At 65.1% G+C, this 12,149-nt stretch carries 8 protein-coding genes and 1 pseudogene; 8 read left to right on the top strand and 1 reads right to left on the bottom strand.

Translation table 11 applies throughout. The annotated features are described in order from the left end of the window. Nucleotides 1-206 precede the first annotated feature (206 nt). From ACZYZ3_RS20085 to ACZYZ3_RS20070, 4 genes and pseudogenes are all read left to right on the top strand, one after another. Nucleotides 207-1,028: pseudogene (locus ACZYZ3_RS20085) on the top strand (NADPH-dependent FMN reductase); the annotation flags it as partial. 35 nt (nt 1,029-1,063) lie between these two features. Further along, complete coding sequence (locus tag ACZYZ3_RS20080) at nt 1,064-3,577, top strand: ATP-dependent Clp protease ATP-binding subunit (RefSeq protein WP_463965533.1); 2,514 nt, start codon at nt 1,064-1,066, stop codon at nt 3,575-3,577. Nucleotides 3,578-3,993: 416 nt separating this feature from the next. Continuing rightward, nucleotides 3,994-4,197 (top strand): cold-shock protein, encoded by a 204-nt coding sequence (locus ACZYZ3_RS20075; protein ID WP_463965532.1) that lies wholly within the window; start codon nt 3,994-3,996, stop codon nt 4,195-4,197. Between the two features lie 560 nt (nt 4,198-4,757). Continuing rightward, entirely contained in the window at nt 4,758-5,021 is a 264-nt protein-coding gene (locus ACZYZ3_RS20070; protein ID WP_463965534.1) for a DUF2630 family protein, read from the top strand. 607 nt (nt 5,022-5,628) lie between these two features. Here ACZYZ3_RS20070 and ACZYZ3_RS20065 read toward each other — a convergent pair. Beyond that, on the bottom strand, nt 5,629-5,763 hold the full coding sequence (locus tag ACZYZ3_RS20065) for a hypothetical protein (RefSeq protein WP_463965535.1): 135 nt from the start codon (nt 5,761-5,763) through the stop codon (nt 5,629-5,631). A 2,127-nt stretch (nt 5,764-7,890) separates the two neighbouring features. Here ACZYZ3_RS20065 and ACZYZ3_RS20060 point away from each other — a divergent pair. The 4 genes from ACZYZ3_RS20060 to ACZYZ3_RS20045 all read left to right on the top strand — a co-directional run. After that, the gene (locus ACZYZ3_RS20060) at nt 7,891-8,151 is read left to right on the top strand and encodes a hypothetical protein (protein WP_463965531.1); all 261 of its coding nucleotides are present in this window, start codon (nt 7,891-7,893) and stop codon (nt 8,149-8,151) included. A 433-nt stretch (nt 8,152-8,584) separates the two neighbouring features. Next, nucleotides 8,585-9,736: a DUF1611 domain-containing protein gene (locus ACZYZ3_RS20055; RefSeq protein ID WP_463965530.1), complete on the top strand. Its 1,152-nt coding sequence runs from the start codon at nt 8,585-8,587 to the stop codon at nt 9,734-9,736. A 2-nt stretch (nt 9,737-9,738) separates the two neighbouring features. Continuing rightward, a complete protein-coding gene (locus ACZYZ3_RS20050; protein ID WP_463965529.1) occupies nt 9,739-11,337 on the top strand; it encodes an ABC transporter transmembrane domain-containing protein in 1,599 nt (532 codons plus the stop codon). Between the two features lie 583 nt (nt 11,338-11,920). Beyond that, on the top strand, nt 11,921-12,149 hold a 229-nt coding region (locus ACZYZ3_RS20045; RefSeq protein ID WP_463963214.1), incomplete at its 3' end, for a cation-transporting P-type ATPase.

Genomic DNA, 12,149 nt, shown 5'->3' with positions numbered 1-12,149 from the left:
TCCTCCCGCCGACAGCTTCCTTCGTTAAAGACAACACGGTCGTTGCAACTCCCAAAAACATCGGGTGTTGCAACGACCGCTAGAACCTAAGCTGCAGTGGACGGGAGGCGCGGCTTCATGCTCAGGATAGCGGTCGTGCTCGGAAGCCCCGTCCCGGCCGCAGGGGGAAAGCCGTCGCCGGCTGGGTCTACGAACGGGCGGCAAAACGCACCGATGCGCAGTTCGAACTCGCCGATGTGGCCGACTTCGGTCTCCCGCTGCTCGATGAACCGCTCCAGCCGTCACTGGGGCACTACCGTGAGGAACACACGAAGGCCCGGGCGGAAGCCATCGGATCCTTCGACGGGTACGTCTTCGTCATCGCGGAATACAACCACTCCGTGCCCGCGGCACTGAAAAACGCCCTGGATTTCCTCTACCGGGAGTGGAACAACAAAGCGGAGGGCTTCATCAGTCACGGCGGCACCGGCGGGACCCGGGCGGTGGAACATCTGCGGCTCATCGCCGCGGAGCTGCAGATGGTCGATGTCCGCGCGCAGGTCGCCGTGCCTCTGGCTACGGAGTTTGAAAACTACACCACCTTCACACCGTCGCCCCGGGCGGTACAGGGCCTGGGCGGTACAGGGCCCGGGCGCGGTCTTCGACCAGGTCATCGCCTGGGCCGGAGCCCTCAAACCACTGCGCCGCTGTGGCCACCCCACCGGGTCATCAATACGGGTCGTCAATCCGGCTTGATCGCCCGGCGCCGGGCGAGCCCGCCGTCAATGCAGCAACAACCGCAGGACCCGGGGCACCCGGCCGCCAGAGACTCATATGCGTGCCGCCACCTACATCCACCGTGCGTTCCGTACGCGGTGGCGGGAATTGAATCGGCATCCAAGGAGGTGTCATGGCGGCGGAGGCCACTCGCCGTGGAACGCCGGATAGCGGTGCGGCAACCTGCCACTGACCCGGGGACGTCAGATGAATCCGGTTCTCTAATATCCTGCCTCCGGCGAACGCCTCCAAGCGGGCCTGAGGCGACGTAGCATCAAGGTAGGGGGCAGCCAGGAGTGTGGTGAGAATGTTTGAGCGATTTACGGACCGTGCCCGTCGCGTGGTGGTGCTTGCCCAAGAGGAGGCACGCCTGCTGAACCACGGTTACATTGGTACCGAACACATCCTCTTGGGTCTGATCCATGAGGGTGTGGGTGTTGCCGCCAAAGCCCTTGAGTCCTTGAGCATTTCACTCGACGGCGTCCGCGAGCAGGTGCAGGCGATCATCGGCCCGGGCCAGCAATCCCCGTCCGGGCACATCCCCTTCACCCCGCGCGCCAAGAAGGTGCTGGAGCTCGCCCTGCGCGAGGCCCTGCAGCTGGGACACAACTACATCGGCACCGAGCACATCCTGCTCGGCCTCATCCGCGAGGGCGAAGGCGTCGCCGCCCAGGTGCTGGTCAAGCTCGGCGCTGACCCGAACCGCGTCCGCCAGCAGGTCATCCAGCTGCTGTCCGGCTACCAGGGCAAGGAAACCACCGGCGCAGGCGTCGGCCCGGGCCAGGCAGAAGGCACTCCCGCCGGTTCCGTCGTCCTGGACCAGTTCGGCCGCAACCTGACCCAGGCCGCGCGCGAGAACAAGCTGGATCCCGTCATCGGGCGTGAATCCGAACTGGAACGCGTCATGCAGGTGTTGTCCCGCCGCACCAAGAACAACCCGGTGCTGATCGGTGAGCCGGGCGTCGGCAAGACCGCCGTCGTCGAGGGCCTGGCCCAGGCCATTGTCCGCGGCGACGTGCCCGAAACTCTCAAGGGCAAGCAGATCTACACCCTGGACCTGGGATCCGTCGTGGCCGGCTCCCGGTACCGCGGTGACTTCGAAGAGCGCCTCAAGAAGGTCCTGAAGGAGATCCGCACCCGCGGGGACATCATCTTGTTCATTGACGAGATCCACACCCTGGTCGGTGCCGGTGCGGCCGAGGGTGCGATCGATGCGGCTTCGATCCTGAAGCCGTTGCTGGCCCGGGGCGAGCTGCAGACCATTGGTGCCACCACGCTGGACGAGTACCGCAAGCACATTGAGAAGGATGCCGCGCTGGAGCGCCGCTTCCAGCCGATCCAGGTCAAGGAACCCTCCGTCGCCGACGCGATCGAGATCCTCAAGGGCCTGCGTGACCGGTACGAGGCGCACCACCGGGTCACCATCACCGACGGCGCGCTGGTCGCCGCCGCGAACCTCTCGGAGCGCTATATCTCGGACCGCTTCCTGCCGGACAAGGCGATCGACCTGATCGATGAAGCCGGCGCACGGCTCCGCATCCGCCGGATGAGCGCCCCGCCGGAGCTCAAAGCGATGGACGAGCGCATCGCCGCCATGAAGCTGGAGAAGGAGTCCGCGTTGGAGGCGGAGGACTACGAGGGGGCCGCAGCGCTGCGCGACAAGGAGCAGAAACTCGGGACCGTGCGCAAGGAGAAGGAGCGCGGATGGAAGACCGGCGGCATGGACGACATCTCCGAGGTGGGCGAGGATCTCATCGCCGAGGTTCTGGCGAACTCCACCGGCATTCCGGTCTTCAAGCTCACCGAGGAAGAGTCCACGCGACTGCTGAAGATGGAAGACGAGCTGCACAAGCGCATCGTCGGCCAGGATGAGGCGATCAGGCTCGTTTCGCGGGCTATCCGCCGCACCCGTGCTGGCCTGAAGGATCCGAAGCGTCCGGGCGGTTCGTTCATCTTCGCCGGCCCCACCGGCGTCGGCAAGACAGAGCTCGCCAAGGCCCTGGCCGAATTCCTCTTCGGCGAGGAAGACGCCCTGATCACCCTGGACATGTCCGAGTACTCGGAGAAGCACACGGTGTCGCGTCTCTTCGGTGCCCCTCCGGGCTACGTGGGCTACGAGGAAGGCGGACAGCTGACCGAAAAGGTCCGCCGTCGTCCGTTCTCCGTGGTCCTGTTCGATGAAGTGGAGAAGGCGCACTCCGACCTTTTCAACTCGCTGCTGCAGATCCTGGAAGACGGCCGACTGACCGACTCCCAGGGCCGCGTTGTGGACTTCAAGAACACCGTGATCATCATGACCACCAACCTCGGCACCCGGGACATCTCCAAGAGCGTTGCCACCGGTTTCCAGTCCGGCACGGACACGCAGACCGGCTACAACCGGATGCGGGCGCGCGTCACGGAGGAGCTCAAGCAGCACTTCCGTCCCGAGTTCCTGAACCGTGTTGACGACGTTGTGGTCTTCCCGCAGCTGACCCAGGACGAGATCATCGAGATCGTGGACATGTTCGTGGGCCGGCTGGAGAAGCGCCTCAAGGACAAGGATATGGGCATCGAGCTCACGCCCGCGGCCAAGATCCTGCTCGCAACCCGCGGCTACGATCCCGCCATGGGTGCCCGGCCGCTGCGCCGCACCATCCAGCGCGAGATCGAGAACCAGCTCTCCGAGAAGATCATCTTCGGCGAAATCAAGCCCGGCCAGATCATCGCCGTCGACGTTGCCGGCTTCGGCGATGACGCGACGTTCACCTTCACAGGAAACACGAAACCCCGGATCCCCGACGCCCTACCGACCGCGAGCCAACCGGGAAAACACGGCTGACCACCGTTGAGGCGGACTGAAGTCCGCATGCCGCTGTCGACAAGATGGCTTGCTCCAGGACTTTGGTTTTACCGGTTGCTCCGATTGCGGCGTCCGCACCGCGGCCTACTTCCGGATTCAGCAGGGAAATCCTGCACGATTGATGCGTCGACGGTGTGGATTGCTCCCAGCTCGCGCGCGAGTACCAGCCGCGACGCATCCGGGATCTCCACGGCCCGCCGATTCCGGATCCGCGGGTCTTTGCCGGCCGTGTACCTGGCCATCGCCATGGCTGTGGCGCTCACTGATGCGGCCCCCCGCAGTCTTGACCCTTGCACGGCAGGTTCCGGGCCCGTAGCTTGGGGCAGCGGAAGATACCTTCCGCCACGCCTGCCCTGAGAGCCGGCGGAGAAGCACAGTCACCGAAGGACGCAGCGATGGCAACAGGCACGGTTAAATGGTTCAACGCCGATAAGGGTTTCGGCTTCATCGCCCCCGACGACGGGTCAGCGGATGTCTTCGCCCACTACTCCGCAATCGCCAGCAGCGGCTACCGCTCTCTGGAGGAGAACCAGAAAGTCCAGTTTGACATCACCCCCGGTCCGAAGGGCCCGCAGGCGGAGAACATCCATCCAATGTGATGTCCGGACCCAGACGACAGCAGCACCCGGGCGGGCACTGGTCGTTTGTGCCGGACGGACCATGGACAGATCCCAGCGCGGCAGGGCTGCCGGGGACGGCTGGCCGGCGACGGGTGAATCACGGCGTCGAACGTCACGCATGACAGCGCCCTCCAGGGACATCGTCCAGGCCCTGGCCGTCCGGTTTCACCAGTGACACTGTTTTCTTTCCCCTCCCCCGGACGTATCCTGAACTGCCATCCGGACAGCCCGTACCCGGACCAATCCAAGGAGCAACCCATGACCATGCCGCCGCAACGAGAGCCTGCACCGTTTCCTCCCCAGCCGGAGCCAACACCAGGTTCCCCCGACCCAACAAATCCCTTTCCTCCCGGTCCGGAACCGGATCCAGCTCCCGGACCCCTGACGCCGGATCCTGACCCGCCCTTCAGGCCCTAAGGGCCGCGCAGAAAAGACGGCCGGATCCGGCCCGGACCCGGCAGCAGAAACGACGGCGGTGGGGTCTTGAGAGCGGTGCTCCCACAGGTTGTCCCCGAAGGAAGAATCAGGGAGTGGCAGAGATGGATAATCAGGACCTACTGGACCGGATCCAGGTCCTCGTCGCCGAGGAACACCAGCTCCGCGAATCGGCGGCAGCGCGGCCTGAGCCCGGGGATGCGGACGGGGCGTACGAGAAACGCAGGGCCGGGTTGCGGCGGGTGGAGGAGGACCTTGACCAGTGCTGGGATCTGCTGCGCCAGCGCAGGGCCAAAGAAACTGCCGGGGCTGACCCCGGTGATGCGGTCGCCCGGCCTGCCAAGGAAGTAGAAGGTTACCGGCAGTAAAGGCTACGCGCGCCCTCCACTTAGGGGAACCCTGCCGCCCGCTCGTTGCCGGGATCAGACTCTGCCCTTGACGTACGGAAATGACCTCGGCCAGGCCGGGGCGGCTGCGCCACAGGGACGTCACGTTCCCATGACGGTGCGGCATCACATCCCTGAGCGGCCCATCACCGTCCAACGCCCCGGGCGTAGACTTGAAGCAGGCCGGCGACGGAAGAGCCAGCGGTTCCCCCATACCGCGTGGTTCCCCCAGCCCGCCGCCGGTCCCCACTCCGTACGGGTCCCTCCGGCACCTGAAGTCAGCACCGTGCGGCACCGGGCCTGTCTGGCCACTCCCGAGGGGAGAGCGGCGCGGGGGATAGTGGCAGAAGCGACCAGGTCCACCGGGATTTTGTGCGCCTGACACGACCGCGTCCGTTCGTGTCAGCCGGCGGGAGTCTTGCCTACAGGGTGAAAATGCACCACTGCTCCAGTGTCTGCCGGATCTGTCCGGCCGTGGCCGTGTCCGTCAGTTCCGCTGCAAGGGCCCAGAGCTTGGTATTGGTCCTCTGGCTACGCTCAGCGAGAACGCAAAACGCGTCATCGCTCCCGATCCGACGGCAGCACATGATCATCCCTTCGCCTCTTCAATGACCGCCTTCGTCGCGTAGGCACTCCACCGGCAGGTGGTGTTCTTGATGGTCAGGTCGCCGGTGAGCTTGAAGTTTTCCGGCGTGCCCTGGGCCTGGGTGGCTTTGAAGGTCATGTGCGGTACTGCTTGGGGCGTCGAAGAAATCCGGGCTCTTGACGTGCGCGTCGCGGTTGTCGTCGTTGGAATCGAAGGATGCCATCTGCACGGTGGCCTGGACCGAGGAGTGGTGTTAAGCAGGTCGGAAACGTCTGCGGAGCTGAAGCCGTCCCAGTAGATCCGGAGCAGCACCTCAGGGTCGTCAGGGCGGATGTCGCTGCCTCAGAGCTTCATGGAGTGGGGATCCATCGGTGCGGGAATCGTGGTCCAGCTCGAGCTGGAGAGCACCGAGGAGGCTGGCGGACCGGAGAGCAGACCGGTCATGGTTGCGGAGCACGTTTTTCGCTATCTGAAGAGAACCATGACCGAAAGGCTGTCGTCCTGCCCTGTCTTCTCCCGGGGCCAACGGCGCGGAAAGAAAAATATTCCGTCCGATTAGGCTGTGGGCGTTGACGTCCAGCCTTCTCCCTGAGTGTTCCCTGGTACCCCGGCCATGGGCGTAGTCGTGCTGGGACGGTCGTTCGACTCTATGCAGATGTTGCCGGGCCACCATACGCTGACTCAGATCTGAGCGATATTGACTGGAGGTGTTTTTGAATGGTGAGTAAGCCACGGTTCGTAGACAAATTCATGCACGCGACGGGCCGTCTCAGGGGCGTATTCGGACCGGCTGACAGGGGCGATCCAACCACGCCCGTCGTTCACAGGCACGACGATGCGGAAGTGGCGTCGGACGAACAAATAGCCGACAGGGAAGTGGAGCGCGACGCACAGGGCCACATCTGGGTGGAAGACAAGAGACACGAGGACTAGCTGTACGGGGGAGTATCGAGCCCATTGCGCAATTGGCATCGGAGGCCATCCGCACTCCGTCGTGCCTTTTCCATCGATCGTTCGCCTGGCGGTAACCTCTGGCTGGGGGTCGGGGACCAACTCGCGGGAGAATAGCGCTAAGCCAGTGTGGGATGGCGTACGGTAACAATCGTTCGCAAGACACCCGCTAGGCCTTAGCGTCCGATATTTCACTTTCTCACAAGTCACCCCTAGACGGGGTGGCTTGTGAAGAAGTGAAATATCCGACGTTAGCGTGAATATTTCACCAGAAATCAGCCGGGGGCCATGGCGGCCGGGCCTGTTAGTAGCCAAGAAGCCCTCGCAGATTTGGTGTATTGCGAAGGGAGGTACCCGTTGCGAAGGTGCGTACGCGGCAACCGTTACACGGCGAGCCCTTTATTCCTTGGTCTGGGAAGGATCTCAAACGGTGTCTTGCGAACGATCGTTACCGTACCCCATCCGACAATGGCTTAGCGCTACTTTTCCGCGCATTGGTCGACCCCCTGTTCCCATAATTCGACCGGATTACCCGGCGCGCTGCGCGGGTCACCAATTCTCGTCCCGGAGGCCCGGACTCCGGAAAGCACAGAAAGCCGTCGCACACGGCGAGGCACGATCCTTGGGGCAGTATTCGGGCAGGGACGTAATGATAGACCCTATTGCAGACAAAAGACCCCGCCGTCGTTAGAATTCGTTTAAGTGCGGTGTCTTCTTCCTGAATTGTGGGGTCGGCTCCGTGCCCGGATTCCTGGCTCAGCTGGGACCGTGAATAAAGGGAGCAGGCAGTGTCGAAAGATGCTAATTCTTTTGGTGTGCCGTCAGACAGGGCAGCGGGGCCGGCCACAGGTCCCGCGTCCGGGGCAGGGGCAGGGGCAGGGGAGAATTGTGCCCGGACGGTTCGGGAGCAGGCGCAGGACATTATCGATGAGGCGTTAGACGGCACCGCCCCGGAGGGGGCGCTGGCCCGCGACCGGTTGAGGCGGTGTGTCTTCCGACATCCCGGAAACCCGGAACTGGCGCTGCTGGAGCACCTCATGAGCAGGGATGAGAGCTACACCAGCCTGAAGAATCTGGCCTGACTCCGTGGGTTCCCCTCACAAGACAGGACGCGATGGCAGGCAGCCCGGGGGTGGATGCCGGCAGCGGTCCGGGGCATTGCGTCCCCATCGGGTGCGTTTTATGGCCGCAACACCTACGGTTCACATAGCCAAAACCAGGCACGGACGGGAAGGCCGCTGCCTGGTTTCCCCGCCTGTCCCGCTACCACCGCTCGGGTTGCCCGGCGCGACAGCCTCATTGAAAGGCATCATAATGACCGCAAAAATGACGACGTTTCCGCTCCGGGTGAGCGCTGCCGATCCGGGACGCCTCCAGGAGGAACTGGATGCCGCCGTTGGACTTGCCCAGTCCCTGGCGTTACAGGAAGGCGGGCACGGTGTGGTGGTGACCCGGCAAAGCTACACGGAGTTTACCGTCGGGTTCAGTGACCAGGTCCCGTATGGGATGACAGAGGAACGGGAGCAATGGCAGGACAGCCCCGACCTGCGGGCCACCGGGAGACCCAGGCCATGATCGGAAGCAGTGACCTCCGGGCCACGGACCCGCTGACTCTGCGGGACATCGTTCTGGACCAACCCAAGTGAGGAGCGCGGGAACAGTGAGCTGCCGCGGACTGATTCGAAGGACGAGTACGCAGTTTTGGGGAAGGGTTTCGATAGGACTGGCGCAGGAGTGCAGTCTGGTCTGGATGTAGCTGCTAATTTCGAAGGACGGGCTATGCCTGCTTAGCGACTTCCTTGTATCTGAGCCAGTGAAGGGTCCCTAGTGCGCTACCTCACTTAGGTGCCACTCCCGCTGGAGTTCGCCATCCCAGTGAATGCTTTGGCTGACAATTACACCGCGGTTGGAACCCACTCCGCACCCTAACGCCTAGTGTGTTGGCGCTCTCAGTTCCGTCGTCGGCTTGCCCCTCCCTTTCTCTCTTTCCCTTCCTGAGGACATCCCTATGCCCGTTTCTGCATCTCCGACCATCGCTGCCCCCGTAGCGTCCCAGGTCGCCACCACCGTTTCCTCCGCTATGAAGGTGGAAGCTGCCACCGACACGTCGATCTCCGAGCTGAGTCCGGCGCGGCTGCGGGCGGCGAAGAAGGCCTACACCACCCGTTTCCTCGCTCAGCGCCTGGCCGTCAACGCCGGCGGCTACCACCTGCGCCAGGCTGCCCCGCAGCCAGGGGACGTGGTGCTGGCCCGGATCGTGGAGATCGGGCACCACACCAAGCTTGAAGGCCCGCAATCGAGGCGCCAGGCGCTGTTCGTCGGTGATGAGATTCTGGTGGCCTACGGCAACCGCTATGCCCCGGACCAGTTCCTCGCCGAAGTGCCCTCCGACCTTCGCCGGTGCCAGCTGGTCGCCGCCGGCGGGTTGGCCGGTCTGGTGACCGAAAGCCACGCCAAGATCCAGGCGGCTACCGAGATCCAGCCCCTAGGCCTGCTGGCTGACGACTCCGGATTGGTGAACCTGCAACGACTGGCTCCGCTGTCGGCTACCAAGACACCCGATCTCACCGGCCGCCCGCCGGTCATCGCGGTGCTGGGCACCTCCATGAACTCCGGGAAATCCACCACGCTGGGATGCCTCGTGAAAGGACTCTCCGCCTCGGGGCTGAAGGTCGCCGCCGGGAAGGCAACCGGCACCGGCTCCGGCAACGACGCCCACCTGTTCACCGACGCCGGGGCAAGCCTGGTGCTGGACTTTACCGATTTCGGGCACCCGACCACCTATAAGCTCGACTACGATCAGGTCCGTGCCCTGTTGCTGAGCATGATCGACGCGCTCACCCTGTGCTCCCCGGAAGTGGTCGTGGTGGAGATCGCCGATGGTGTCTATCAGGCCGAGACCGCCCGACTGCTCAACGACCCCGCCTTCCACGCCGTCGTCGACCACGTGCTCTTCTCCGCCGCCGACGCCCTTGGTGCCACCGCAGGACTGCAGCTGCTGGCCCGCGCCGGTATGCCGGTCGCGGCGGTCTCCGGGGTGCTCACCTCTTCACCGCTGGCCACCCGAGAAGCATCCGCCGTGCTTGACATTCCCGTCATCGAGACCTGGGACCTGTGCCGCCCCGAGGTTGCGCTGAACCTATTGCCGGCCCGGAAGTAGCCTTGGCGGGGCTGCCGAAACTGCTGCGCGGCAAACGCCGGGCCCTCACCGCGTTGCTGATCGGCACCGGCGTGGGCTCAGCGACCGCCGCAGGGGCGACCGCGCTGCTGATGATGCTCCTGATCGATCCAGGAACCCACAACACCGCAATGGTCGTGGCCGGGCTGACCGCCGCCGCCGTTGCCGTCGGAGGGCTGCGCGCCGTGGAACGGGTACTAGCGGAGAAACTGGGCCAGGACTACATCCACGAGATCCGCACTGGGCTCGTGAAGGCAGCGTTGAGAGCCGAGCGCGGCCCCTCGGTTGGCATCACCATCGCCCGGGCGACCAACGACTTAGCCAGTGTGCGCAACTGGGTGTCCCAAGGGATCAGCCCCTTGATCGTGGGCATCCCGTTGGTCCTCGGGGCCACAGCGTTCGTCTGGGCGCTGTCCCCTGCGCTGGCCGCAGCGGTGGCCCTGCCGCTGGCCCTGTTGGCCGGTGTGCTCGCTTTCCTGGCGCGGCCAGCCTACAGCCGCGCCCGTACCCTTCGCCGCCGGCGCGGCCGGCTGGCGGCCCACCTGGCCGACACCGTCGCGGCCGCCACGACGATCAAGGCCGCCAGCGGGCAGGCACGAGAGATGCGCAGGATCACCGCACTGAGCTCCACCGTGGCCGAAGCCGCCGTCCACCGGGCGAGGATCGCCGGCTACATTCGTGGTGCGGCCGCCACGGCAGCAGCCGTCGGGGTCGCCGCCACCGCCGCCACGGGGATCTGGCAGGGCATCGACACCGCGACCATCATCGCGGCGATGACGATCCTGGGCATCATCGCCGCCCCGGTCACCGACATGGGCCGGGCGGTGGAGTACCACCAGAACTTCAGAGCCGCCCGCAGAATCCTCGCCCCCGCCCTGGCCACCGACACCGCAGAGCCGGACCCGGTGACACCGGCCGAGCAACAGTCCAGCACGAAACAGTCCAGTGACCAAGGCCAGCTGAAGATCACCGGGATCGCCCCCCGCCGATGCTGCCCCGCCGAGCCACTGGACGCTCAGGCGGGTGAACGTATCGAGCTCCACGCCGACGGCCCCGATGAGGCCACGGCCGTCTTCGAGACCATCATCGGCCTGCGCCTCTCCACCACCACCCAGGTCCTCATCAACGGGGTCGACCTGCACACCACAGACCCCACCCGACGCCGCCAGCTGGTCGGCTACGCGGTCGCCGGGGCTTCCTTGGAACGCGGCACCATCGCTCGCGCGGTCCGATACCGCCGCCCGGATCTGCCCCCCGACCACGGCACCGCCGCCCTGGAACAGGTCGGACTCACCGAGATCATGGCCCAGCTGCCCGACGGACAATCCACCCGCCTCACCCGCGGCGGCGAGCCCCTGACCACCTCCGCACGCGCCAAACTCCTGCTGGCCCGGGCAACACTGGGCTCACCCGCGCTGCTGCTGATCAACCGGCTGGACCAAGACCTCGACGACAACGGCCGAGCCCGACTTGACGCCCTCATCACCGACTACCCCGGAACCGTCATCACCTACTCCACCCGATCAGACACCAAGCCCGGCACCACCCGCACCTGGCGGGTCACCTGTCCCACCCCACACTGAACCCCAGACACTGCGGACGGACCGGGCTGTTAGAGGATGCATTGGCTCCTGCTCGTACCCGGACGCCGGCATGACACTCACCTCAGCAAGCCATTCGCCACGAACAGCGAAGATCCACCAAGCCCGGCAACTACAGGCCACTACGACGCACGACAAAACCTTAGCGTCGGATATTTCACTTTTTCACAAGCCACCCCTAGACGAGCTCCGGCGCCTTCTCCGGTTTGCCGTCTTCGCCTGTGCCGGGGTTGGGGGCGGGGGTGTCGAACAATCCGAAATCATCTGCCATGGCTGATTGTTTCCTTACCCGGTGACCTAGGGGTTAGCGGCCAGAGCGGAGGGCACCAGGACGGCCTCCGGTTCCTCCGGTCGGGGGCGCGCCGTTAGCGTGGCAGGAACTCCGCGGAGTGCAATTTTGGCGGGCGGTGCGCCGCCATGACCTTTGGCCCTAACGCGGGCCGGATGCGGGGGCGCACCCTCAGTCCATGAGCTACCTGACCCGGGCCGGACTCCGGTGCTGCCTAAACGGCCCCTGCCGGCCGTGACCCCGCAGGCTCCCCCCGGGGGACCAGACGCCGGGGCGTTGCCGGGCATTTCAGGCCTGAGCTCCGCCGAGGCGGCCCGGAGGCTCACCCAATTCGGGGCGAACAGGCTGCCGGAGTCCGGCACCGTCCCCGGCTGGCGGAGGCTGCTGGGCGAACTGACCCACTTCTTTGCCATTCTGCTGTGGTGTGCCTCCGTGCTGGCCTACCTGGCGGGCATGCCGCAGCTGGCCATCGCGATCGTCGTCGTGATCCTGGTGAACGGGGTCT

Source organism: Pseudarthrobacter linnaei, from assembly GCF_055412825.1.
This window is presented reverse-complemented; position numbering and strand designations above follow the sequence as displayed.

What these genes read in the sequence shown, in the direction of transcription:
- ACZYZ3_RS20080 (WP_463965533.1), top strand. Translation starts at nt 1,064, where the DNA reads ATGTTTGAGCGATTTACGGACCGTGCCCGTCGCGTGGTGGTGCTTGCC.
- ACZYZ3_RS20075 (WP_463965532.1), top strand. Translation starts at nt 3,994, where the DNA reads ATGGCAACAGGCACGGTTAAATGGTTCAACGCCGATAAGGGTTTCGGC.
- ACZYZ3_RS20070 (WP_463965534.1), top strand. Translation starts at nt 4,758, where the DNA reads ATGGATAATCAGGACCTACTGGACCGGATCCAGGTCCTCGTCGCCGAG.
- ACZYZ3_RS20065 (WP_463965535.1), bottom strand. Translation starts at nt 5,763, where the DNA reads ATGACCTTCAAAGCCACCCAGGCCCAGGGCACGCCGGAAAACTTCAAG.
- ACZYZ3_RS20060 (WP_463965531.1), top strand. Translation starts at nt 7,891, where the DNA reads ATGACCGCAAAAATGACGACGTTTCCGCTCCGGGTGAGCGCTGCCGAT.
- ACZYZ3_RS20055 (WP_463965530.1), top strand. Translation starts at nt 8,585, where the DNA reads ATGCCCGTTTCTGCATCTCCGACCATCGCTGCCCCCGTAGCGTCCCAG.